25 protein-coding genes are annotated in these 24,530 nt (G+C 40.9%); 13 read left to right on the forward strand and 12 right to left on the reverse strand.

Going from position 1 to position 24,530, the window contains the following annotated elements; genetic code table 11:
• Window positions 1-24 precede the first annotated feature (24 nt).
• Window positions 25-405 (forward strand): hypothetical protein, encoded by a 381-nt coding sequence (locus ACN20O_RS10280; protein ID WP_491633857.1) that lies wholly within the window; start codon window positions 25-27, stop codon window positions 403-405.
• Here the strand turns inward: ACN20O_RS10280 and ACN20O_RS10285 are convergent, their stop codons facing one another.
• The 5 genes from ACN20O_RS10285 to rplU form a co-directional block, all read right to left on the reverse strand.
• Window positions 406-861: a 23S rRNA (pseudouridine(1915)-N(3))-methyltransferase RlmH gene (locus ACN20O_RS10285; protein ID WP_491633858.1), complete on the reverse strand. Its 456-nt coding sequence runs from the start codon at window positions 859-861 to the stop codon at window positions 406-408.
• A gap of 12 nt (window positions 862-873) precedes the next feature.
• Window positions 874-1,344: a ribosome silencing factor gene (gene rsfS, locus ACN20O_RS10290; protein WP_491633859.1), complete on the reverse strand. Its 471-nt coding sequence runs from the start codon at window positions 1,342-1,344 to the stop codon at window positions 874-876.
• 2 nt (window positions 1,345-1,346) lie between these two features.
• A complete protein-coding gene (gene obgE / locus ACN20O_RS10295) occupies window positions 1,347-2,411 on the reverse strand; it encodes a GTPase ObgE (protein ID WP_491633860.1) in 1,065 nt (354 codons plus the stop codon).
• 83 nt (window positions 2,412-2,494) lie between these two features.
• Window positions 2,495-2,749: a 50S ribosomal protein L27 gene (gene rpmA, locus ACN20O_RS10300; RefSeq protein WP_491633861.1), complete on the reverse strand. Its 255-nt coding sequence runs from the start codon at window positions 2,747-2,749 to the stop codon at window positions 2,495-2,497.
• Window positions 2,750-2,777: 28 nt separating this feature from the next.
• Complete coding sequence (gene rplU, locus ACN20O_RS10305; protein WP_102242212.1) at window positions 2,778-3,143, reverse strand: 50S ribosomal protein L21; 366 nt, start codon at window positions 3,141-3,143, stop codon at window positions 2,778-2,780.
• Between the two features lie 208 nt (window positions 3,144-3,351).
• On the opposite strand from rplU, the gene ACN20O_RS10310 reads away from it, so the two are divergent.
• Window positions 3,352-4,164 carry a hypothetical protein gene (locus ACN20O_RS10310; RefSeq protein WP_491633862.1) on the forward strand — a complete coding sequence of 271 codons (813 nt, stop codon included), beginning with the start codon at window positions 3,352-3,354 and terminating at the stop codon, window positions 4,162-4,164.
• A gap of 50 nt (window positions 4,165-4,214) precedes the next feature.
• A complete protein-coding gene (lgt, locus tag ACN20O_RS10315; protein WP_102242214.1) occupies window positions 4,215-5,009 on the forward strand; it encodes a prolipoprotein diacylglyceryl transferase in 795 nt (264 codons plus the stop codon).
• On the opposite strand, the gene ACN20O_RS10320 is transcribed toward lgt, so the two are convergent.
• Window positions 4,999-5,538, reverse strand: coding sequence for a hypothetical protein (locus ACN20O_RS10320; protein WP_491633863.1), 540 nt, complete (start codon window positions 5,536-5,538; stop codon window positions 4,999-5,001). The two genes, lgt and ACN20O_RS10320, sit on opposite strands and share 11 nt — an antisense overlap.
• 150 nt (window positions 5,539-5,688) lie before the next feature.
• Between ACN20O_RS10320 and ACN20O_RS10325 the strand changes: the two genes are divergently transcribed.
• The 5 genes from ACN20O_RS10325 (at window position 5,689) to ACN20O_RS10345 (ending at window position 12,189) form a co-directional block, all read left to right on the forward strand.
• Window positions 5,689-7,266 (forward strand): lytic transglycosylase domain-containing protein, encoded by a 1,578-nt coding sequence (locus ACN20O_RS10325; protein ID WP_491633864.1) that lies wholly within the window; start codon window positions 5,689-5,691, stop codon window positions 7,264-7,266.
• Between the two features lie 139 nt (window positions 7,267-7,405).
• A complete protein-coding gene (locus ACN20O_RS10330) occupies window positions 7,406-8,545 on the forward strand; it encodes a hypothetical protein (protein WP_491633865.1) in 1,140 nt (379 codons plus the stop codon).
• Window positions 8,546-8,648: 103 nt separating this feature from the next.
• A complete protein-coding gene (locus tag ACN20O_RS10335) occupies window positions 8,649-9,722 on the forward strand; it encodes a PopA family porin-like outer membrane protein (RefSeq protein WP_491633866.1) in 1,074 nt (357 codons plus the stop codon).
• Window positions 9,723-9,814: 92 nt separating this feature from the next.
• Window positions 9,815-11,164: a PopA family porin-like outer membrane protein gene (locus ACN20O_RS10340; protein ID WP_491633867.1), complete on the forward strand. Its 1,350-nt coding sequence runs from the start codon at window positions 9,815-9,817 to the stop codon at window positions 11,162-11,164.
• Between the two features lie 155 nt (window positions 11,165-11,319).
• Window positions 11,320-12,189, forward strand: a complete 870-nt coding sequence (locus tag ACN20O_RS10345; RefSeq protein ID WP_491633868.1) for a trypsin-like serine peptidase — start codon at window positions 11,320-11,322, stop codon at window positions 12,187-12,189.
• Between the two features lie 64 nt (window positions 12,190-12,253).
• Here the strand turns inward: ACN20O_RS10345 and ACN20O_RS10350 are convergent, their stop codons facing one another.
• From ACN20O_RS10350 to ACN20O_RS10360, 3 genes are all read right to left on the reverse strand, one after another.
• Window positions 12,254-13,366, reverse strand: a complete 1,113-nt coding sequence (locus ACN20O_RS10350; protein WP_491633869.1) for an ATP-binding protein — start codon at window positions 13,364-13,366, stop codon at window positions 12,254-12,256.
• Window positions 13,367-13,458: 92 nt separating this feature from the next.
• Entirely contained in the window at window positions 13,459-13,926 is a 468-nt protein-coding gene (locus ACN20O_RS10355; protein WP_491633870.1) for a tRNA (cytidine(34)-2'-O)-methyltransferase, read from the reverse strand.
• Complete coding sequence (locus ACN20O_RS10360) at window positions 13,926-15,482, reverse strand: leucyl aminopeptidase family protein (protein ID WP_491633871.1); 1,557 nt, start codon at window positions 15,480-15,482, stop codon at window positions 13,926-13,928. The genes ACN20O_RS10355 and ACN20O_RS10360 overlap by 1 nt, the downstream gene beginning before the upstream one ends.
• A 61-nt stretch (window positions 15,483-15,543) precedes the next feature.
• Here ACN20O_RS10360 and ACN20O_RS10365 point away from each other — a divergent pair, with 61 nt between their 5' ends.
• Complete coding sequence (locus ACN20O_RS10365) at window positions 15,544-16,719, forward strand: LptF/LptG family permease (RefSeq protein ID WP_491633872.1); 1,176 nt, start codon at window positions 15,544-15,546, stop codon at window positions 16,717-16,719.
• A gap of 1 nt (window position 16,720) precedes the next feature.
• Here the strand turns inward: ACN20O_RS10365 and ACN20O_RS10370 are convergent, their stop codons facing one another.
• From ACN20O_RS10370 to ACN20O_RS10380, 3 genes are read right to left on the reverse strand one after another with little or no spacing between them, the layout of a single operon-like run.
• On the reverse strand, window positions 16,721-17,932 hold the full coding sequence (locus ACN20O_RS10370) for a helix-turn-helix domain-containing protein (protein ID WP_491633873.1): 1,212 nt from the start codon (window positions 17,930-17,932) through the stop codon (window positions 16,721-16,723).
• A gap of 6 nt (window positions 17,933-17,938) precedes the next feature.
• Window positions 17,939-18,784, reverse strand: coding sequence for a tetratricopeptide repeat protein (locus ACN20O_RS10375; RefSeq protein WP_491633874.1), 846 nt, complete (start codon window positions 18,782-18,784; stop codon window positions 17,939-17,941).
• Between the two features lie 50 nt (window positions 18,785-18,834).
• A complete protein-coding gene (locus ACN20O_RS10380; protein WP_491633875.1) occupies window positions 18,835-19,953 on the reverse strand; it encodes a class I SAM-dependent RNA methyltransferase in 1,119 nt (372 codons plus the stop codon).
• 85 nt (window positions 19,954-20,038) lie between these two features.
• Between ACN20O_RS10380 and lepA the strand changes: the two genes are divergently transcribed.
• From lepA to ACN20O_RS10400, 4 genes are all read left to right on the forward strand, one after another.
• The gene (gene lepA / locus ACN20O_RS10385) at window positions 20,039-21,838 is read left to right on the forward strand and encodes a translation elongation factor 4 (RefSeq protein WP_491633876.1); all 1,800 of its coding nucleotides are present in this window, start codon (window positions 20,039-20,041) and stop codon (window positions 21,836-21,838) included.
• A 24-nt stretch (window positions 21,839-21,862) separates the two neighbouring features.
• On the forward strand, window positions 21,863-22,489 hold the full coding sequence (locus ACN20O_RS10390; RefSeq protein ID WP_102242228.1) for a hypothetical protein: 627 nt from the start codon (window positions 21,863-21,865) through the stop codon (window positions 22,487-22,489).
• Between the two features lie 31 nt (window positions 22,490-22,520).
• Window positions 22,521-23,525 (forward strand): glycosyltransferase family protein, encoded by a 1,005-nt coding sequence (locus ACN20O_RS10395; RefSeq protein WP_491633877.1) that lies wholly within the window; start codon window positions 22,521-22,523, stop codon window positions 23,523-23,525.
• Window positions 23,526-23,630: 105 nt separating this feature from the next.
• Window positions 23,631-24,530 (forward strand): SPFH domain-containing protein, encoded by a 900-nt coding sequence (locus tag ACN20O_RS10400; protein ID WP_491633878.1) that lies wholly within the window; start codon window positions 23,631-23,633, stop codon window positions 24,528-24,530.

Below are 24,530 nucleotides of genomic sequence, written 5' to 3' on the forward strand. Positions count from 1 at the left end.
CTAGTTTAACAAAAGGAATACGCTATGAAACTTGTATTTGTGACATTATTAATGACTCTCTCAACAGGGGTCTTTGCTCACGGCATGAATAAACCAGGACCTAACGGTGGTTATGTAAGAATGCCTGGGGCTTATCACCTAGAGTTAGTATCGAACGAAGCTGAAACCAAGGTTTATCTATTGGATATTAATTTTAAGAAAGTAGACATGGCAAAGTCGCAAGTTTCTATGTCGTTAAAGGGAGCTAAAGACTTTCCGGTAAAGTGTACTAAAGAAGCTGAGTTCTTTAGATGTGATATTAAAGGTAATGAACTTAAAATGTATAAAGAGCTGACGATTACATCAAGTAAAGCAGGCGAAGCCGGCGTTGCTTCAACTTATAAACTTCCACTAAGTTTTGATTAATCATTTATTGTACGGATGGCCCGCTACAATCGTTTGAGCGCGGTAAATCTGTTCGACGAAAAGCAGCCTTGCCAGTTTATGCGGGTAAGTGAGTTCAGAAAGAGACAGCTTGAAATGGGCCTTTTTAATGACCGCTTCCCCGTGGCCAGAAGCTCCCCCGATCACAAAGACCATGCTCTGCCTTTCATAAACTCCCGATAGCCATTTAGAAAAATCCACACTCGTAAATTGCTTTCCTTTTTCCATCAACAGCACGATGTAGGGATTTTCGTTTTTAGCAATGTCATCAATTTTAGATATAACTTCGCGGGCCTCTTTAACGAGGTCTTCTGAATGGGCCTTAACTTCATGGATGAAGAGTTTAGGAGCTGTGATTCTCTTGAAGTAATCGCGTTCAAGCTCTTCAATATTTTTATCGTTTAATTTTCCGACAACAATAAGGTGAAGATCTTTCATGAACTAAAAAAACTAGAAGTAGTTGCGTCCGTCGTCGCTTCCACCTTTTCTCTCGTTTTCAGGAGTAGAGAAGTAGTACGACTCAGGGATATCAACAGCTATTGCGTTTTTGTATAGGTGCTCAAGATCATAAACAGTTCTTGATGGCTCATGGAAAACGTGAACGATAAAATCGCCGTAATCTAGAAGGATCCAGTCTGTATTTGTTTTTAGTCCTTCGCGAGAAAGGGCCTCGAAACCATTATGTCTCATTTGATGAGAAATTTCTTCGGCCATCGCCCCTGCCTGAGTAGGATTAGATGCTGAACCGATGACAAAAAAGTCCGCGATCCCAGAAACTTTACGAAGATCTAAAACCTTAAGGTTTAAACCTTTGAAGTTTCCCATAATCCAAGCTGATGCCATCGCTGCATTTAATGGTGCTTCGAAGTGTTTGTCTTCGATAATAGCGGCAACTTCTTTTGAAATGTAATCACGATTCATTTTTATTCCTCATCAATAGCATGGATGCCATCAAGGTTTTTTCCACGCTTTTCTTTCTCTGTTGCTTTGGCCATGTCGATACATTTGATCATCAGCGCTTTTAGCTGGTCAATATTGCGTCCAGAAACACCAGAGATTGGTAATACTTTTTTATCCAGTTGTTCTTCAAAGAAGTCCTGGAATTTTTTAATTTCTTCTTCAGTCATCGCATCGATCTTAGTCAGACACACGATTTCACGTTTTAGAGCTAAGTCTTCACTGTATTTTTCAAGCTCTGTGCGTACAGTTACATATTGCTCAAAGGCTTCGTATTCATCAAGACACCATGAAACATCCACCAGGTGAACTAGTGCTGATGTTCTTTCGATGTGCTTTAAGAATTTTGTCCCTAGCCCTTTTCCGATGCTGGCATCTTCAATAAGTCCCGGGATATCTGCGACAACAAATGATCTCTCACCTAGAGTGACAACTCCAAGGTTTGGTTCAAGAGTTGTAAAAGGATAATCTGCAATTTTTGGTCTTGCTGCAGAGATCGACGAAATAAGCGTCGACTTACCAGCATTTGGAAGCCCGACAAGAGCAAGGTCAGCAAGAAGCTTAAGCTCAAGATCAAGGACTAACTCTACTCCAGGAAGACCTGGTTGAGCGATACGTGGAGCTTGGTTAACAGACGATTTAAAGTTGATGTTTCCGCGTCCGCCATTACCACCTTCAGCGATAACGACTTCTTCCCCATGTTTCTTTAAATCGGCGATAACTGCGCCTGTTTCAGCATTTCTTACGATTGTTCCAACTGGAACGCGAAGGACTTGGTCAACTCCATCAGCACCGTTTAACTGTCTTCCGGCACCTGGTTCACCATCTTCAGCTTTAAAGACTTTCTTTCCGCGGAAATCAATCAGTGTATTGATACCTTCATCTGCAATAAAGATAACAGAGCCTCCGCGGCCTCCATCACCACCATCTGGTCCTCCAAAAGGAATCGACTTTTCTCTTCGAAAAGTAACGGCACCTGGACCACCGTGGCCTGAAATTGCAGTAATTCGTACTTCGTCTATAAAACGCATTTTGTCCTATTGGGAAACCACAAAAAAAAAGGGAATCCAGTGGATTCCCTTTATAACACTTTTTGCTATGAATCTATAAAAAACTAAGCTGGAACTACAGAAACTAACTTTTTATTTTTAGTGTAGTGAGAGAACTTAACTTTTCCTGGGATTAGAGCGTAGATTGTGAAATCACGACCCATACCTACTCCAGTACCTGGAAATAGTTTTGTCCCTTTTTGTCTTACGATGATGTTACCTGGAATAACGTTTTCTCCACCGTATTTTTTTGTTCCACGCATTTTTGGGTTTGAATCCCTACCGTTAGCTGTGGACCCGGCGGCTTTTTTGTGTGCCATTGTATAACTCCTAAAAAATCTTAATTAATTATTTTAAATATTTTGTAGCATTCTTAGATGCTTTATCGATCTTAGCAACATTTCCGTTCCCGTCGTTGATCTCAGTGATCAGAAGGGCTGTGAAGTGTTGTCTGTGACCGTTCTTTCTCTTGTATCCACCTGGTTTTCTCTTGAAAACGATTAGTTTTCTTGAGCGATCGTGCATAATTACTTTTGCTGTAATTTTAGCACCACCGATTGTTGGAGCACCAACAAGAGGCTTATCTCCACCAATGAAAAGAACTTGATCTAGTTCAATTAGTGAACCAGCGTCTTTTGCTAGTTTCTCAACGTCAATTAGATCACCTGCTTGAACTTTGTACTGGTGACCACCAATTTCTGCTACTGCGTACATGAAAACTCCTAAAACTATAAATAGCAAAATCCAGGGGTTTATAGCTGACTTTTTTAATCAGACATAAAGCTTGTTGGCCCTAATTTTAACCACTATTTATGAACCTTGGATTTTTATGCAAATACCGTCTTAATGTCAAGGGAATACTCGTCCGATAAAGGGATAAGTTTCCGAGGGAAAACCCCCCGGAGTCGACGAGGATGTTGCCATGAGTAAAAAAACCATCTACCAATACCAAAAAGATTTAGGGTTACCCGTTTATATCGCCGTAGATACGCAAGGCTTTGAATCCGGGTTAAATGACTTCCTGCTTTTGATGAAATTTACCAAACTTCAGGACAAAGAAGAAGCAGCGGCCCTGGAAATCATGAAGAAAAATAACGCATCGAGATGTCTAAATATCACCGAGGCCACTCCGGCTGTTGCGCGTCAAATTCACTCAACCATGGAAAGTGACCGCTACGGGTTAGAAAGTGTGATCCCGAAACCAGGCTACCAGGTTTACCGCTACAAAGATGAAGGACTGATGGTTTATTCATTTGGGGTGAAATCGTGGGAGTTTGGAGCTTTTCACGATTTTGGTTCAAGTAAGGAGCCAGCTAAGCGCCTGGCCCATAAAACAATCATTCACCGCTTTTTAAGCTGGGCATTGGTTCATCACGGGATTCTTGGTCTGTGGGGAGTGACGGTAGATGATGGAATGGTTTTACAGAGATCTGTTGAATCAAAAGGGGAGGCCGTGTTTGTCGACGTCGTCGGAAACCGCATTCTTTCTCTGGATGGAATTAAAAAACTAGGGCCGAAATTTAAAGTGCTAAGACTCGATCCAACTCTTCACGGAAGAAACATCCGCATGACCAATGAAGAGCTCTTGAGTTTTATCTCAGCACATTGCTCATACCTGGATTATACCGGACTCTCTGTTCCGGTGAGACAGATGATTCAAACGCTGGCGAAAATGACGGTGGGATTGATTCATCCGGAAGAGAGCTTCAGGCCGAGAACTGATTTGTCATTATAGTCAGTCTTCGTTATCCTTCTTAAAAATCAATTTTTAAAAAGAGATAATATATGGGCTCTCATTACGTTCACAATCTTGATCCAGTTATTTTAGATCTAGGAAGTTTGCAGATCCGTTGGTATGGATTGATGTATGTTGTCGGTTTTATCATCGCCGGCGTTCTGTTAAAAAAATTAGTCAAAGACAATTTCTTTAAAGTTGAAGAAGCAAAAATTGATTCACTGATTACCACGATGATCGTGTGTATGTTTATCGGTGCTCGTTTTGCTTACGTCTTCATTTACAACTGGGATTATTACGCCGATCACATGATGGAGCTTTTAGCGGTCTGGAAGGGAGGACTAAGCTTCCACGGAGCCCTCGCTGGTCTATGTGTTGGTGGCTATATCTTCGGAAGACAAAATAAGCTGACATGGTTTGAGGTTATGGACAGTATCGCACTGGCCGGAGCTCAAGGGTTATTCTTTGGAAGAATGGGGAACTTTATCAACGGAGAGTTGTATGGGCGTCCGACAACTTCATGGGTTGGGATTATCTTTCCAAACGGTGGAGGATTGGCCCCAAGACACCCATCACAACTTTATGAAGCAGTCCTGGAAGGAATCGTGCTTTCAATTATTCTGTGGATGATGAAATCAAAAGTAAAAGTATACGGGATGATCTCTGCGGCCTTTATCGCTGTTTATGGAATCTTCCGCTTTATTGTTGAATTCTACCGCGAACCAGATACACAGCTTGGGTATTACTTTGGTTTTTTAACAATGGGTCAGATTCTTTGTTTCTTAATGATTATCGTAGGTGTGGGCGTAGGCATTTACGCGAAGAAAAGAAACGTTACCATTTAGGCAAAGCTTCATTTAATTTCTGATAGAGTGGTGTGACGGTTTTATCTGTGCTCACCACTTCCACAAACATTGGAAAGCAAGTTATAGAACACGAACCGTGATAGATGACATTATTGCCATCGCGGTTCATCCATACGTAAAGGGAATTCATGTCCTTGTTGACGTATTTATCCTGTTTTTTATAGCGCTTTTGTAAATCTGCTAAAACCTGGTCGTGGGAAAAGTGTTGGGGAAGACGCACATACATATCGGTGATCTTGTCGTCCTTAACCTGAGCATAGATGTCGAGTATGTAGGATTTTTTGTTAACCTTGAATCTCCAGATTTTAATGTTGCCGTTGTCTTCAAAAATATCAGACTTGATTGCTTTGTCTTTTTTAGCTTCTTCGATCCCTTTGCCGGGGAAAAATGATTCAATAACCGCCAGATTAAAATCGTAGTTTGGAGATTTTATTTCGGCCTTCGCTACGATCGAAATCCCTGCTAAAAACAGCATAAGCGAAAGATATTTTGTAAACTGGTTGTACATTCGACCATTTTAAGCGGAGCTTTATTTTCGCACTAGCCGGGAAAAAACTTTTTTTTTGAGGGAATTAAGGTTACACTTTTATTTGTATCTGTGCTCGATTCAACAGGAGCGTTGGATCACCTATTGTGACTTCATCAGGATGATAAATTTATGAAAAAAGACCGACTGATTCAATCTGCCTCTTCTAAATTATCTCTTCTTGCGGCCGCTCTTATCCTTTCTTCATGTGCCTCTACAACTCAAACACCGAAAGCTACGACAACTCACGTTGCCGCTAAAGATGGTTTTGCATCTGAAAGTGTCCGTGAAGCTTATCTGCGTTTGAAGAAAACGGATTACACTGAGCAAGATAAGAAAATCGACGAAGAAGAAAGTGCGAAGATTGCCAAAGCTCAATCAAAGTCAATGATCACTGGAGCTTCAACTCTGGATGGTCTTGGAAACTATAAGGGAAAAACTTATTATCTTGAAGGTGCAGAAGAGCTGAACCTTGAAAATAATTACTTTGATATCCCGGTTGTTTACAACGATCAGGTTAAAAAGTGGATGGATTACTTCCTAAACAGAGGGCGTCCTTTCTTTGAACGTTACACTGAAAGAGCGGGAAGATATGCGCCGATCCTAGGAGCGATCCTTGAAGAGCACGGGCTTCCACGCGATCTTATTTTCTTAGCTATGGCCGAAAGTGGATTCAACAACGTGGCAAAATCTTGGGCGGCCGCTGTTGGACCGTGGCAGTTCATGCCTTACACTGGAAGACTTTATGGTCTTGAACAAGATTGGTACCGCGACGAACGCCGCGACCCAATTAAGGCAACTGTTGCAGCGGCAAGATACTTAACAAAACTTTACGATGATTTCGGACAGTGGGAAGTTGCAGCTGCTGCTTACAACGCTGGTGAAGGGAAGCTTGGACGTGCGATTAAAAAGTACAAGTCTGAGGACTTCTGGCACTTAACGAAAGGAAAGTATCTAAAAGCTGAAACGAAAAACTACGTTCCAAAAATTATGGCCCTGGCAATCATCGGAAAAAACCTGAAGTCATTTGGATTTGATGACGTTGAATTCCACGAGCCTCTAGATTTTGATGAAGTAACAGTTCCAGCAGCAACAGACTTAGTGAAACTATCTGAGCTAATGGGAGTTGATTTCGAAGAAATGCAACGTCTAAACCCTGAAGTTCTTCGTTGGTTCACTCCACCGAACATTGCAGAGTACCGTTTAAGACTTCCACCAAACACAGCTGAGAAATTCGCAGAATGTTGTGCAAAGACAAACCTGATTGCGACGAACTTCCAGCAATATGTTGTAGGTGGGAAGAAGAGCATGACACTTGCTCAGATTTCAAAGAAATTTAAGATCAGAAAAGACTATGTTATTGCCAGTCTGAACAATGTTTCAGAAGGCGCTCGTTTCCAGCCAGGAGATGTGGTTAAACTTCCATTCAGAGATGGAGAGCTAGTAAGCCCGTCGAATAACCTTTACGCTGACTTATTTGAAAAACCTCGTCGTGAAGTTTTGAAAAAGAACAGCCGCGCTTACAGAGCAAAGAGGTATGCAGCTAGAAAAAAGCCTATGCGCTATTACACCGTAAAAAAGGGAGAAACACTGTTCACCGTAGCACAAAAACACGGAATATCAGTGAAGCGGTTAATAGCGTCGAACGGAGACGTCCTTAGCAAAAAATCGAAAAAAGTTAATGCGGGCGTAAAATTAGTTATCAAGTAATCTAAATAAAATTTTTCTCTTATAAAAATGGCCCCTCTGGGGCCATTTTTCGTTTTAAAACCTCTTCCCAGTCTTATTTTCTTTGAAGTACACTTTGTTTTTAAAATAATTCCCGAGTGCCCTTCTCAAGGAAATATCTATGGCCTTTAAAGATCTTCATAAACTTAAGAAAATTGCGGTTGTTGAAAAAGAAAGCATCACAACTCCATACCTGGTGGTTGGAAAAGATATCTTCGCTCTTTCCTTATACAACGATCTGAAAAAAGCCCATGGAGATGACAAGGTACGCCTGCTTTCTCAGGATGCTATTTTGCGCTCAGATCTTCTGCCAAAAGGACCAAGTACGATCCGAGGAGAAGTGAATAAGAAATTCTTCAACGAAACATTCCCGGATATCGCCCGTACTGAAACGACGGAGAATGCTCTCTTTTATAAAGATATGACGTGGAAGAGTTTTGGTGGAAGAAGTAAGTCTGAAGTCCTGAAGTACGATGAAGAGTTTTATACGGGCGGACAAATCACTCCGGACTATGAACAAATCTTTAAAAACATCCCTCATTCTGATGAATACCTGGAAGGGATTAATAAGGAAGCTTACCAGGTAAAAATCAAGTCTATTAAAAGGGAAAACGAAGGATTCATCGTTGAATGTATCAACGGAACTGAATTTCACTGCGAGTTCCTTTATTTTGGGCTTTCTCCTTATCATTATATGGAGTTTTATTCTGAAAAGAGTGAGTTTTCTGACAGATTTATGGAGTTCTGTGAAACCACTAAGACTTCTTCGGCCCTCTTTGTGAAGTTTGTCTTCGATAAAACTCCACTTTCAGATATGAAAGAGACGCTTTTCATCCCTTTAAGTTATACCCATGATTGGGGGCATTTTGTGGGAGAGTTTAGGGCCTCTAAAGACGGGCAGGAAATCGAATTCATGCACTTTATGGAAGATCATTTGATGTCGGAAGAAGACGTTTCAAGAATAATTCGTCTTTTAAAGAAGAGTATGGAGAAGATTTTTGATAATTTTTTAAAAATTAAAAGCCATGAACACATCGCATTGGAGCAAGAAATTGGGTGTCTTAAAATTGACGATGAGCTTTTTGCCAAAAGTTTAGAGAGCGGCAAAAACGAAATGAAAAATCTATTTTTCATTGGAGTCAATGCGCCGGTAACGAGCGAGCAGTGTGCTAATTATACATTCGAATATTCCAAGAAAGACCTAAATGGGGTGATGCGTGCCCTCGTCATTCAGTCTAACCATACGAAAAAATTTGACTAGGGTATGTTGACAAAAGAATCGACTGCTCACAACATTTAATGAAAGACGTGATTTATTAGGACAAGTATTAACATACTTAGTTTAACTTCAAGGAGAAGATTGAATGAAAAAGAGCGCATTAGTAATTGCAGGACTTGCACTACTATCAACAAACGCATTCGCATCAAAAGCTAGATTAGAAGCTTTAAGCGGATACAACGGAGCTGCTGGCCTTTACGTTTCAGACAAGGCTAACGTTTTCAGAAACGCAGCTACAATCAACACACACAAAAACTTCGTAGTAACTGAGTGGGGAGCGAACGTAGACGCTGATACTCAAGCTGCTCCAAGAGCTGAAGGTGGATTCTTTAAAGACGCTGGATCTCTAGCTTACGGTCTATACCTTGGAAACGATGGTGTTAACGATCGTCCAGCTGCTTACCTAGATCAAGACAACGCTCTTGACCTTTTCCTAGGTGGTGACGCTGGTATGCAATGGGGAGCTCGTCTTCACTATGCATCTGGAAAAGATGACACTGCAGCTGTTAAGAAGAAAAACTCTGCTTACGGTGTAGGTCTTGGTATGGTAATGGGAGCTGCTGAAGGGTACGCTAACGTTGACATCGCTGACAAATCAGAAGGTGGAGCTGCTGCTGGTGACGAGTACAAAGTAAAGCCATCTTTCACAGTTGGTGGATCATATGACTGGTCTGGATACACTTTCTTCGGTGAATTCTCTAACGGAAAAGTTGAAGAAAAAGTAGGAGCAACTACTTCTTCTACAAAAACAACTGAAGTAAGAGTTGGTGCTGGACGTATTTGGGAAATCAACCCAACTGCAAGAGTACTTGCTGACGCTTCTTTTGTTTACACTGTTGAAAAAACAGCTACAAAAGATAAATTCATGGGACTACCTGTTACTTTCGGATTCGAAGCTGACGCAACTTCATGGTTAACTCTTCGTGGATCAGTAGGACAAAACGTAATCCTAAACAACAGAAAAGCTGGAGCTAACAAGTCTTCAGATGCAAACACAACAACTGTAAACGGTGGAGCTACTCTTAACTTCGGTAAGCTTGCTGTTGACGGTCTAATTGGTACAACTAAAGGTGATGGAACTCACAATGCAACATCAAAAACTGGTGTTCTTTCAACATCTAACCTACTTACAAGAGTTGGCGTAACTTACAACTTCTAATTCTTAACTGAATTGAATGGGGCCCACTACGGTGGGCCTTTTTTTTAACTTTTTTTTAAACTAGACAAATTTGCTTAAAGGGGAACCCTGCAATGAAAAAATCTTTATTAATCGTAAGTGCTCTATCACTTATCTCTACATCGGCAATGGCCACTCAAGCTAGACTTCTAGCTTTAGGTATGAACGAAACTGATAACGAAGGTATGTACCACGTTTCAGACGCTCGCAATATGTTCTTAAACCCAGCTTACATTAACCTATACAACGACCAAGCGATTTTCGAGTGGGGATCTGTAGGTCAATACGCTTCAGCTGGTGGAGCAACAACTGCAACTCTTAACAACAATGCTTTAAGCCCAAAGGCTCAAGGTGGGGTTTTTAAGAAGCATGGAGACTATGTTTACGGTCTATACTTCGGAAACGAGTCAAACACTTCTTCACTTCTAAGAGTAGCTGGTACATCTGCAATCGCAGTAATGAACGGTACAACGGCTCTTCCAAACACTGGTACAGCTTCAAAAATGCTGGCTACATCTGACAACCAACTAGATTTATTCTTTGGTGGTGGAAATGAATTAAAGTGGGCTGTAAACCCAGTTCTAACTTTCGGAAAAGATGATGCAAGAAAGTCGAAAGACTCTGGTATTTCACTTCGCGGTGGTGTTATCGGATCTGGATGGGATGCTCACTTAAACGTATCTCTTAACAGTAAGTCAGAAGCATCTGAGACAATTACTACTGGTGCAGCTCTTGGATCAGTAAACACAACTGTAAGCCAAGAATTCAAAGGAAAACTTGGTATTCACGCTGGTGGATCATACGTGATCTCAGGAAACAACAGAGCTTTCGGTTATGTTAAGCACTACGGATGGGAGCAAAGTGATAGCTTCGCTTACTCTGGAGCTCAACAAGCTGGTATCGGTGGACAGCAAGGTACAGTAAAAGGTGATTTCACTTCTTACTATCTTGGATGGGGATCTCACACAGACGTAAACACAACTGATAAACTTTTCTACTCTTTTGCAGCTAAGAAAACTGATATCAACTTAAAGTTTACTAACAAAGGTGAAATCCGTCACATCATTCTTCCGCTTATAATCGGGTACGAAGCTCAGGCAACTGAGTGGTTAACTCTTCGTGGATCAGTAGTTCAAAACATTTGGGGTCAACAAGACAACAAAAACGTAACCAACTACGGAGCTACAGGGACTCGCTTAAACAAAGCAGCAAGTACTCTTATCTCTCAAATCTACGGTGGATCTGGAAAGAAGACTCTTGCAAACTCTACAGCTGTAAATGCTGGTGCAACTCTTACTTTCGGTCAACTTTCAGTTGATGGTCTTATCGGGACAACTAACACTATTGGTACAGCAAACACAAAAGTGGGAACACTTTCGTTTGCTAACCTAGAAACTAGTGTTGGTGTTACTTACAAGTTCTAATCGAAAATCTTAGGAATAGATTTTTAATAAAAAAGCCGGGTTAACGCCCGGCTTTTTTTATTTTAAGCGCCAAAAGAGATATTTTGTTGGATTACAAAGTCAGAGCATCAATCCTATGATTAACTTCACAAGAAATATAATCCAAGGATGGTTTTATGAAATTTCTATTAACGCTGGCAACGTTCGCTCTTGCTCAATCTGCATTCGCTTTTCCTACAGCTCCATTTGATGCTCTAAAGACAACTATCGTTCATTCTGAAAAATCAACTGATGCTTTAGCTTATGATTTCGAAGGTATCATCAAGCTCAATAACTGCTCAGGGTCTTTAATCAGATTCCAGGGACAACCGACATCTTCTAAGGCAATCGTTTTAACTAACGGTCACTGTTACTCTTCAGGAGTTTTCGGTGGAATGATGAAACCAGGTGAAGTTATTTATAACAAGTCTGTTTCTCGCGACATGAAGATCTTCAACAAAGAAATGAAAACGTTCCCGGTTAAAGCTACTCGCGTGCTTTATGGAACAATGACTGATACAGATATCGCACTTTATGAGCTTTCTGAATCATACGATTCAATCATGTCAAAATACAAAATCGAATCTTTCACTCTTGATGCTGTTAGACCGTTCGAAGGTGTAAATATTGATATCGTTTCTGGATACTGGGAGCGCGGATATAGCTGTGCTATTGATGCATTCATCTTCATGTTAAAAGAAGAAGGGTACACAATGAAGGATTCAATCCGCTATACAGACGGATGTGCAACAGTTGGTGGGACATCTGGTTCACCAATTATCGCTCGCGGAACTCGTTCAGTTATCGCCATCAACAACACGGCCAACGAAAACGGAAAGAAGTGTACAATGAACAACCCATGCGAAGTTAACGAGCAGGGGACAATCACGGTTCTTCGCGATAAAAAATACGGGCAGCAAACTTTCAATATCTACAGCTGTCTTCGTCCAGATTTCAACATTGACTTGAGTATTCCAGGTTGTGTGTTGCCAAAACCAAGAAGCTAATTAAAAAAATGAACTTTTAGGCCGGGCTTTGTCCCGGCTTGATTTAATGATAAACAAAGTAAAACTATTGTTTCAAGAGCCAGTCTTCTGCCCTAACTAATGGAATACCATTTTTCAATTGCTCTCGTTTTAGATTGTAAACGATCTGGGCCGGCATGGCCGGCTTCAGTTTTTCATTGTAATAACTAAGACTGGTCGATAAGTTTTCATCAGAGAGTTTAACTTCAACCAGGTCTATTAATTTATTATCAATCACAGTTAGAAAATCAACTTCACGTTTTTCCTTATCTCTAATGTAGTACAATTGAGATTTTTCACCTTTTAAGTCTTGTCCCAAATGTAATTTTCGAAGCAGGGCATTTGCTACGATATTTTCAAAGCGTGCACCTTCATCATTTTTGACTCTTCCGTTGTCATAAAAATAAATTTTAGGTTCACGTAAGATTGCACGTGCCAGGTTTTTTGAATAAGGAGGAACGACAAAAATGACATAGAGTGATTCTAGAATGCCGATCCATTTTTTTACAGTATGAGGTGAAATTTCCAAGTCTCTTGCGAGTGAGCTGTAGCTCACTGAAGAGCCAACTCTGTCTGAAAGTAAGTCGATAAGAACTTCGATAAGTTTGAGATTTCTTACTTGCTCTAGCTCTAAAAGATCTTCTTTGATGATTCTGTCGATATGGGTTGATCGCCATCTCTTGGCAAAATCTTCTTCTCCGTTGAGAAAAGGCTCTGGAAAACCACCGACTTTCATTAATCTTACGAGGGATTCTGCGGCAGGCATTTGGTCTTTTAATTCAGCGACACTAAATGGATGTAAACGGTAGTTAAAGTGCCTTCCGGCAAGTGAATCACTGCCTTTTTTAAAAACGTCCATGCGTGCTGAGCCCGTTACTAAAATTCTTGGTTTTACTCCTTCAGTATCATAAATGCCTTTGATCCATGATTTCCACTTCGGTTTTTTGTGAAGTTCATCAAAGATAACTAAATCGACATCTCGTCTCCATGCTCGATTCATTATGATTTTTCTCAATTCAGAATCATCAAAGTTAAGATATTCAAATTCTAGAGCGAGATTCTTAGACAATGTCGTTTTTCCGACTTGTCTTGGGCCACTTAAGAGAACGATTTTAGAATTGAGGTCAAGCTTTAGGGAGTTTGTAATTGATCTATCCATGCCTCCATTATTGCACAGTACTGCAAAATAGTCATGACTATTTTGCAGTAGCATGCACACGCTCGTAACCTCTTGTTATTACTTATATTTTTCTAGTTAAAATCGATCTGTCTTAAAGCTTCATAGGCCGCGGCCGTAGCGGCATTAGAGAGATTGAGCGATCTGATATGCTCAGAGTTCATGGGAAGTGTTATAAGCTGGGAAGAGAACTGGTCCTTAATCGCCTGGGGAAGCCCCTTTGTTTCCGAACCAAAAATCAGATAACTATCTTTAGTAATCTTCGTCTCAAAAATTGTCTTCGTTGCAAAACGTGAAAACAAAAACATTTTATCGGCAGCTGGTTTTTCGGCCGCAATAAATTCATCCCAGTTCTCGTAGGTTTTTAACTGAACGTATTTCCAGTAGTCGAGTCCGGCGCGCCTGACGGCCTTTTCGTCGATATCAAAAGCAAGTGGTTTAATAAGAATGAGTTCGAGGTCGAGAGCGACCGCAGTGCGCCCGATACTCCCGGTGTTTCCGGGAATTTCAGGCGCAACTAATACGATCTTAAATTTGCTCATTATTTAGATTGTGATCTTAAGTAATCAACTAGAGTTCTGATGATGAGGCCAGAAGCTCCTTTAGCAGAACAGTATGGAAGGTGTCCTTGAGAGTCACCGATACCAGCGATATCTAAGTGGGCCCATGAGATACCTGGTTCAATGAAAGCTTCAATGAACGCAGCACCTTTAGCAGATCCACCGAAGCTTGCGCCACCGATGTTTTTCAGGTCAGCTACCACTGACTTCATATCATTTTTGTGTTCGTCGATGATTGGAAGTTGCCACATATACTCATCAGAGTTCTTCGCTGATTTTAAAAGAGCGTCAGCAAGCTTTTGGTCGTTTGAGAATAGACCACAAACTTCATTTCCTAGTGCAACTAGGATTGCTCCTGTTAGAGTAGCAGCGTCGATAAGTGCATCTGGTTTATCATCACAAGCGTAGTTAACAACGTCACCAAGAACTAAACGTCCTTCAGCATCTGTATTTAGGATTTCAACAGTTTTTCCATTGCGGGCTTTAACGATTGAATCTGGCATAGTTGCTTTTTCGTTAACAGCGTTGTCTGTCATACCAAGGTAACAAGAAATTTTAACTGGAAGCTCTAGAAGAACTGCGGCTCTAAAAGCAGCATATACAGTTGCAGATCCTGCCATATCGAATTTCATGTTCATCATTGAAGCCCCTGGCTTTAATGAGTATCCACCTGTATCGAAAGTTAATCCTTTTCCTACAAGAGCGATGTGGCGAGTTTTTGATGTCGCTTTTTTCGGAGTGTAAGTTAAGTGAACAAGACGAGCTCCGTAAGCTGAACCAGCGTTTACAGAAAGGAACATGTTCATGTTTTCTTTCTTAAGTTCTGGTACACCAAGAACTTTTACTTTTACGTTCTTAAGTGACTTAGCGTCTTTCTCGATTTCTTTTGCGTATGTTTCAGAGTTAAGGATGTTTGGTGCTTCGTTAACAAAGTTTTTAGCTACAGTGATAGACTCACCAATTTTAGAAGCTTCAGCGATAGTAGCTTCGAATTTCTTCTGAGCTGTTTTCTTTTCGCTTGTAACCAGGTTGATCGTTTGAAGCTTAGCTGTTTTCTTAGCTGAAAGGTGACGGTCGAAAACGTAAGAAGTCATGTGAAGAGATTCAACGATCGCTGCTAGTGATTCTTCTTGTTCACCTTTTAGCAGGAACCCATCAAGGTGAAGGTTCATGTCTTCATATCTTCCAGACACTGCTTTATAGATGTGCGCGATTTGGCGTCTTAGAGTTTCTTTAGTGACTTTGTTTTTGTCGCCAAGGCCAAGGATGATTGCGCTTTGTCCGTTAACCAGTGTTAGGGCGAAAGTTTCTCCAACTTCACCTTTGTAGTGTTTGCTAGCTACTGCGTGCTCGAAAGCTTCAGTAACTTCTTCCGGCCAGTGAGAGTGGACCAGGACTTTTTCAGCTTTTGCTTTAGATGCTGGAGCTTTTTTAGAGGTCTTTGTTGTTTTTGCCGCTTTTTCTTCCTGTGTCTTGTTAAAACAAGAATAAACATTGAGTTCAGCGGATGTTGGTGCGAAGCTTAAATTAATTTTCATCGATACATTCCTATGTTTTTGATGTTTAAAAAAAAGTATTCAGGCTAAAATAGCACAGTCTATGTTAAAAGTAACCACTAGGTATTTAGCAGCAAATTTTATCCCTCCGTTCGCCATAGGCTTTGTGTTCTTCGTGGCGTTCCTCATTACCTTCTATATGTTTAGGATCATCTCGCTTATTGTGAATAAGGGAGTTGAAATCGGAACAGTTTTAGGGATGGTCTCTAATTTAAGTGTTTCGTTTTTTCCTCTTGCGACACCATTGGCCGTGTTTTTCGCGACTATCTATACTTTGAACAAGCTAAGCGAAGACTCTGAGATCATTGCTATGCGCTCGTTTGGGATCACGAAGCTTAAGATTTATCTTCCTTTTCTTCTGGTAAGTTTACTTATTGGAGGAATGATTTTCTCACTTAATAGTGTTTATATTCCTAAGGCCAACGCTAACTTTAAGAATACCATCCTGCGCCTGACATCAACGGGGATGCTGACCAGTATTAAATCAGGACAATTCTTTACCGACATTCCAAATGCAACGCTGTTTGCTGAGGACGTGTCAGAGAATGGAGACAATTTTGATGAGGTCTTCCTTCACTTAAAAGATAAGTCAGGAACAGAGCAGAGAATCATCTTTGCTAAGAAAGGTTCGCTGGTAAAACTTTATGCCGACGAACAACAGGCCCCTAGCTTAAGGCTTCACTTGAGAGACGGGAATATCACCAAGATCAATGGCGATGGGGATCAGGTAGAGAAGGTGCTATTTGAGCAGTATGATTTTCCCATCTTTAACGCCGACTTTGTCTCGAGCAGTTTAGATAAAGATAGTATGAAGACTAATAAAGAGTTGTATAAGACTATCGAGGATAGGCTGAGAGACTACAACTACATGATGCAAACTCCGGCCAAAAATGAAGATGAGACAAAAATCAGAAAAGAGGCTAAAAAGTCGATTACGAAGTCTCAAATCGAATACTACGGACGCTTCATTACTCTTCCGCAAATTATCTTATTTGTGCTTTTGGGTTTTGCTTTAGGAATCAAAAAAGGAAGAGGCGGAGGAAGTGGAAACACGATCCGTGCTATTTTAATTCTGCTTGGGTATTATGGTCTTTATTTCTTTCTGATCAGCTTGGCACAAAGAGGAGCAATAGGTGCTGCTCTTGCGAGCTTTTCACCTAGTGTCCTCTTGTTATGTATTTCTCTTTATTATTATCGAAAATTAGATTGGGTCGGATAAGTTAGATATTATTAACTTTGCGTCCATCAGTTCTTGGAGCTTCGGCCGCCGGTGCCGGTGGGGGAGTTGGCGTTTTCTTCTGGTTAACTTTTAAGTATTCATCACTCGTTAAAACAGAGCCGTCATCCTGGAAAACAAAGAGTGGTGCCATGTACTTCGTTTTCATTTCTTCCGGAAGAACGATGTTTTTCACTCCACCTTTTGCTCCAGCTGTTAGGTTCACCGGTTTGTTGTTGTAGAAAACCTTTAGTGAACGAGTGTTCCCAACGAACAGGCGAATTAAAGAACCTCTTAGGAAAAGAGTTCTTCCCTGGCGTAAAACAAACTTTTTAATTTCTTTGTCATCAACTTTGTATGTCAGCCACGAGTCTCCTTCGCTGGCGTTGATAAAGACAGTTTCCTGGCCTTTCGTTGGTTGAATGCGATACTTTGCCGGAAGAAGTTCATCGTATTGCTCTTTTTCCATTTTTTCTTCAGCGAATTGCTTTTCAGCAATAGAGATCGTTGAAAGATTAATATCATTAACAGTGACGTCTGCAGGTTTTGGATTTTTATCCTGAATTAAGTTAACTTGAATCGGCTCTTCTTTTTTGGGTTCAACTGGTTCAACTTTAGCAACCGGCTTAGGGGCAGGTGCTTTTTTCTTGTGAAGAGTAGAGAGAACTTCTGGGAGTTTTACTTCTGATTCTTCAGAAGACTTTTCCAGGAAGTTTTTAACATTGAATCCAACAATCCCTACAATCAGGATAACGACTGCTGACTTCGCCAGAAAAACTGTTGAAGAAGCTGTTACTGATTTTACCGTTTCCAGTGGAGTTGTCGTAATTGCCGAAAGAGTGTTTCTTGCAGCTTCCGTTTTCATTTCCTGATTGGGAACAGGATGGTGCATTTGAGGTGCACTTTTAGCGTAAGCAGTATCAAGAAGCTCAAGGGCCATCTCTTGGTTGATGCCCAGGATTTTTGATGTCGATTTTACGAAACCACGGACATAAGCTTTGCTTGGAAGTTTTTCAAATTCGTCAGCTTCCAGACTTTCAAGTAGTCCAATGTGGATTTTCGTTTGCTGAGAAATAACTTTTAAACTAAGTCCCTTATCTTCTCTGCTTTTTTTGATCAGTTGTCCGATCGTCAGTTTTGGTTCAACGTGTACAGGTGTTTCTTGTACTGGCGTTGTGTTGATTTCATTTTCAGGTGTATTGTTTTCTTCCGTCATAGTTTCTTAAAAGTTCGGAGTCTCGACTGCACGTGATTCTTTAATCACTTCAGTCTGAGAGGCTCTGGTTGATGATTGGCCTTCCGGCATACTTTCCAGCTTGCGAAGTTGAGCAACGGCCATCGAGCTAAAACGAGTTGATGGAAACTTGTCTGTAATTTCGAGTAACTTTCTTTTTGCTTCTGCTGGTTTATTTAAATTGATAAGTGTTAGCGCTTGTTGGTAGTACGGAGCAGGCTCTTTTACACAAGTTCCTTTTCCGGCATTTCTAAATGATTCAAGCGCCTGAGAGAAGCGGTATTCTTCCGCATACATTTCTCCCAGCTTGTAGTGAGCAGCACAGTAGTCTTCTCTTTCTTTCACTGATTTTGCCAGGTATTCAAAAGCTGAACGTCTGTCGCCTTCTTTAAGTGAAAGCATGGCCAGGTTGTAGTAGTTTCTGAATTGATTGTTGAATGTCAGGTCTTTTTCTACGCGTTCAAATTGCTCGCGTGCTTCTTTGAATCTGTTTTTTTCCATGTACAGTGAACCAAGGTTAATTCTGGCGTCGCTGTTTTTTGGATCGATGTTAATAGCTTCTTTTAGTTCAGCTTCAGCAAGAACCGGCTGCTCTCTGAAATAGTAGGCCATTCCAAGATTGTTTCTGATTTGTGAATCTTTTGGATTTAAATCTCTGGCCTGAGTTAGGTAGGTTAAGGCCGGACCATAATTTTTAGAAATGAGTTCTTCTGTTCCGCGACCGTAATAAACTTCGGCCTTTTTTTCTTCAACAGTTTGATCTTTTAGTTGATTGCTTGAACAAGAAGTTACAGCAAGTGTTGTAAGAGTTAAATATAACGCTTTTTTTAGCATGGGGATCCTCACATCTCAATCCATTAAGATATGAGTCTATTTTAATCGCTCTAAGCTCTTCTTGTAAATATCCCGATTGTTTCAAAATGCTGTGTTGAAGGGAAAAGGTCGAATATTTCCACACTCTGAAGATCGTAATTGTTCAAGGCACCCAGTGTGTCTCGAGTGAAACTAGTCGCTTCACAGGCAATGAAGATAAATCCAGCAGGTTTAAATTCATTTAAAAAATCTTGTAAATTTTTTAATCCAGAGCGAGGAGGGTCAATAATTAACCAATCAGGACGAGGGTAACCGTCTTTTTTAAGAGCGATGAGGCTTCTTACAGCGTTTTGGTCGTATAAATCGAGAGAAAAGAACTTCTGGTGGGCCGAAGCCTGAGGAGTTGTGCGGTACTTATCCACCACGAGTGTCGGGTTTTTAAACTTCACGCTCAGGTTTCCATTTCCACCGAAAAGATCGTACACGACGGCCTTTGGAGGAATGATTTCAAGGGCCTTTTTTTCGATCCAAACGCGAAGGCGCTCATTCATTTCTGCGTTTACTTGAGTGAAGCCGCCATTGGCGTATGGGTAATTCACTGACACTTTTACGTTGTGTCCGCCAGTGTGATTGTCTTTTGAATAAAGCTCAATGTGGCCGGAAACCGGCTCTTTTGTCACTAGCTTTAACCAGTTCTCAGCAGCGTAAAGAGCGCGCAGTTCATAAGCGACACTTGGCTCGATAATCTTACATTCAGGAACTGGAATGATTTCGTTTTTATAGTTTAAAAGACCGAGCTGTCTCTTCTTTTTGTCATAGTGAAGCTGGATGCGATTTCTGTATGAAAGTCTTCTTTTTGCCCCGTGAACAGTCACTGGCACTTCCGGGAATTTGAACATATGGCGTGCCAGAGCTGCTTTTTTGTATTCAAGTTCCTTTTCGTAACTAGTGTGTTGGAAATCACAGCCATTACACTCGTTGTAGTGCGGGCATAGTGGTGCAATTCTCTCTGGTGATGGAGTTAATACGTCGCAAAGCTTAGCAAATTGAACCCCTTTCTTCGAAGAGAACACTTCCGCAGTGACTTTTTCCCCTGGCAGGGTTTTTTTTATGAAGGTTACACTGCCTTCTTGTTTAGAAACGCCTTGCCCAATAGGATCAATATGCTGGATTTCGAACTCGTTTTTCATGAAAGGTGCCCTAAGTTTCGTATAATAAATTCAATTTTTAAGTATCTAATGATATGGTGATTGCTATCTTTAATTTTAGGGATTTATGGATCAAAAATTTATTCGCAATTTTTCTATCATTGCTCACATCGACCACGGGAAATCGACTCTCGCTGATCGTATTATGGAAGCAACAAACGCCGTCTCAAATCGTGAGAAAAAAGACCGCTTACTCGATAACATGGATCTAGAGCGCGAACGCGGAATTACCATTAAAGCCCAAGCTGTTCGTATCCCTTATAAGGCGCAGGATGGCAATACTTATTATTTCAATTTGATCGATACTCCGGGCCACGTAGACTTCTCATACGAAGTTTCGCGCTCTTTAGCTTCTTGTGATGGAGCTCTTCTGGTAGTAGACGCCTCTCAAGGGGTGGAAGCTCAGACTCTGGCCAATGTTTATATGGCCATCGACAACAACCTGGAGATCCTTCCAGTTATTAACAAAATTGATTTACCTCACGCCGATGCTCCAAGAGTGAAGAAGGAAGTTGAGGATATTATCGGAATCGACACAAGTGATGCTTGTGAAGTTTCGGCAAAATCGGGAATCGGGATTGAAGGTTTGTTAGAACAAATCGTTCAGAAGATTCCATCGCCAACTGGAAAATCAACCAACCCTCTTCAGGCCCTGATCTTCGATTCATGGTTTGATGTGTACCAGGGTGTAGTTATTCTGGTGAGAGTGGTTGAAGGAACATTAAAAAAACGCGAGAAGATTTTCCTTAAGGCCGGAGGCCAGGAATACGAAGTTTTAAAATTAGCGGTGAACTCACCGTTTTTCACTGAGCTTGATGAATTAACGGCCGGTGAAGTAGGGATGGTAATTTGTGGTATTAAAACTATTCGTGACGTTCATATTGGCGACACTGTTGTTCATGCCAACAAAAAAGAGACTCCAAATCTCGCTGGATACGTTGAAGTCAAACCCATGGTTTTTTGTGGTATCTTTCCTGTTGAGTCTCCTGATTATGAAAATCTAAAAGAAGCTCTTGAGAAACTTGCTCTTAACGATGCTTCATTTACATATGAGCCGGAGAGTTCGGCCGCTCTTGGATTTGGTTTCCGTTGTGGGTTCTTAGGACTTCTGCACATGAACATTATCCAGGAAAGACTAGAGCGCGAGTTTGGTCTGGCCTTGATCTCGACAGCTCCGTCGGTGAGTTACAAAGTTGTGAAGACTGATGGAACAGACCTGATGATTTCTAACCCGTCAGAGATGCCGGAAGTTGGAGAGATTGAATCTATTTCTGAGCCAATGGTTCGTCTGTCGATCCACGTTCCTAACGAATATGTAGGACGCATGATCACTCTATGTGAAGAGCGCCGTGGGATTCAGGATCAAATTAAATACATTACTGAAGACCGCGTTCAAGTTATTTACGATCTTCCATTATCAGAAATGGTTTTTGACTTTTACGATAAGTTGAAAGGTTTAACGAAAGGGTACGCCTCGATGGACTACGAGTTCAGAGATTACAAAGAGGCTGACCTGGTTAAGGTAGATATTTTATTGAACGGGGACAAGGTAGATGCCCTGTCGATTATTTGTCACCGCGACAATTCTTTCTATAAAGGTCGTGACCTTGTGCAGAAACTTCAAAAATTAATTGATCGCCAACAATTTGATATTGCAGTACAAGCCGCAATTGGTGCTAAAATAGTTGCAAGAGAAACAGTCAAGGCCCTGCGTAAGAACGTACTTGCCAAGTGTTATGGTGGTGACGTCTCACGAAAGCGCAAACTTCTAGAAAAACAAAAAGAAGGAAAGAAGCGCATGAAAATGGTAGGATCTGTAGAGGTTCCGCAAGAAGCGTTCCTCGCTGTTCTTTCAACTGATGAATAGTTTTTAGGTTATATAAAGGATTATATGCACCCACTGTTAAAAGAACATTTTTTAAAAGCATTGGACATCTATACACAAGGTGTACATTACGACACGCTTTTAGAGGCTAAGAAAGAATATTTCACAATCACTGGTCAAGCTAACGACGACGATGATGATTTTGAAGCGCGCATGAACTCTTTTAACGAGTGGTATGTTCTTCAGTTTATTTCAATGCGCGGAACGAGAACTGTTATCAGCGATTACCTGATCAATAATCCGGTAGATGATTTCCTGGCGAAATCTCTTTCTGGTGTTAACTATTCTCTATTTGAGTATGTCGGTAAAAACTTCAGAGGATATGATACTCTGTACGATATGCTTCACGATAAAAAAATCACTCTTCCAAAAGGAGAGTCGCTTCCATCAATCATTAAAGATGATATTTTCGTTGGACGCGTTCTGACTTATGAAAACCAAAACTATCTGATGAGTGGCCTTTGCGTTATTCCCAAAGATGTTCGCGGTATCCTGAAGAAGGAATGTAAAAAAGTTAGAAAGCTTAAAAATCCTGGTGAGGAGCTAAAATTCCTTCTGAAAATTGAATCTTTTAAGACGAAGTGGATCCGTTACGGACACGTCGATGCCACAAAAATCTTCAAATTTAGTTAAGCTATACGGTTTTACCTTATTAAGAAATGGCGTGAAATATGATTACTCTTTTAGAGAATCGTTCACGTCATTATCTCATATCTCCGAGGAAGTTTATGTTGCTTTGGACAAAGGTGATGACAATTCTCTGGAAGAATCACAAAAAATTCCCGGCGTAAAAATTATACCGAGCACTTGGGATATGGCCCTGAAAAAGGGACTCGTGCTTTCTGTTGAAACCAACAAAGCTCTTGAAGCTTTGAGAAAGGATCATGGCCAGGAAGACAATGCCTGGGGAATTTACCTTCAGGCCGATGAAGTTTTACATGAAGACGATTACGAAAGATTAATTAAAGATATCGAAGAGGCTCAAAGAACAGGTTGTGATGCGATTTCATTTCGCTATTTCCATTTCTGGCAGACTCATCATCATGTGGCCGTTTCTAAAAAATGGTATCCGCATGAAATCCGGGCCATCAAATTAAAAACTAATATTGAATCATGGGGTGATGCTCAAGGATTCAGAAATCAAACCAAGGTTTTCTTCACAGAGGCGCGTATTTTTCATTACGGTCATGTGAGAGAGCAGGACTCATATAAAGAGAAAATCCGTGATATGGGGAAGCTTTATCATGAAGCCCAGGTGCTGGAAGAAAAACTTTTTAAAGGCCAGAAAAATGCCAGCAAGAACAAGTGTGTTGAGTATTTCGGCACTCATCCGTTGGTGATGAAAGAGCGCATCCTGCGCATGAATGATATTTGGGAGCTTCCGGTTGTCGAAGAAGTGGCGATTGTGGGTGACCCGAAAAAATATTCACCAGCTCTGCTTAAAACAATCGGGGCCAAAAAGGTTTCGTGGTTTGCGACAAGCAGTGAAGTACCATCAGCTTTAAAGAAGTCAATGGTGCTGACTGAGCCAGGATTGTTTGATTACCTTTTTAAGAGAGCAGAGCCAGGACTTGAAATGAAGTCAAAACTTCACCGCAAGTGGAGTGATGATTTTAAATTGATTTTCCAGTTATCCAGCAGACATATTGGTCTTCGTCACCCGTCTTAAATTTCTTTTAGCGTCGAATCTTACAGAGAATTAATTTTTTGCATTAAGGCTTTTGTGAAGGCCTCTCAAGGTTTATGATCTAGGAAACTAATTTGAGAGGTCTATGTGGAACCACTATTCATTGTGTTTCTGATTTTTATCGCTATTTGCTTATTTGATTCATTGTTTATTGTTAACTCGCAGACGGCCGCTATTATCGAGCGTCTGGGGAAGTATCATGCCACGGCCCACGAAGGTCTGAATTTCAAGCTACCATTTATCGACAGGATTGTTATCAGAAGAAATCTAAAAATCGTTCAGCAGGATATTGAAGTAGAAACTAAAACCAGAGATAACGTTTTCGTGAGAACAAAAGTTTCTGTTCAGTACCAGATCATCAGAGATAAGGTTCACGATTCATACTACCGTCTGTCGGATCCTATCGCGCAGATTGAAAGTTATATTTTCGACGTTGTTCGTTCGGAAATCCCTAAGCTTTCTCTGGATGATGTATTCGTCAGCAAAGACACCGTAGCTCTTGCCGTAAAAGAATCTCTTGAAGAATCTATGGATGATTTCGGTTTTATGATCATCAAGACACTGATCACAGATATTGATCCTGATGAAAAAGTTAAGCAGTCGATGAACGAAATCAACGCGGCAGAAAGACTAAGAGATGCAGCGATGGCAAAGGCCGAAGCTGAAAAGATCAGCATTGTTATGCAGGCCGAAGCTCATGCTGAAAGTAAACGTCTTCAAGGTCTGGGGATGGCCAACCAGAGAAAAGAAATTGCTTCAGGTTTAAAAGCTTCTATTGAGGATTTAAAACAATCTGGAATCAACAATGAAGAAGTCTTAACAATTCTTCTTATTACTCAACACTATGATGCACTTGAGGCCATGAGTAAAAATGCTCACTCAAATACCATTATGGTTCCTTACAGCTCAAGCAATGTAACGGGAATGAGAGACCAGATTCAGGAAGCTATTTTAACGTCAGTAAATTCAGTGAGGGCACAGTCGTAA

The sequence above is a fragment of the Bacteriovorax sp. As-1 genome (assembly GCF_058446905.1).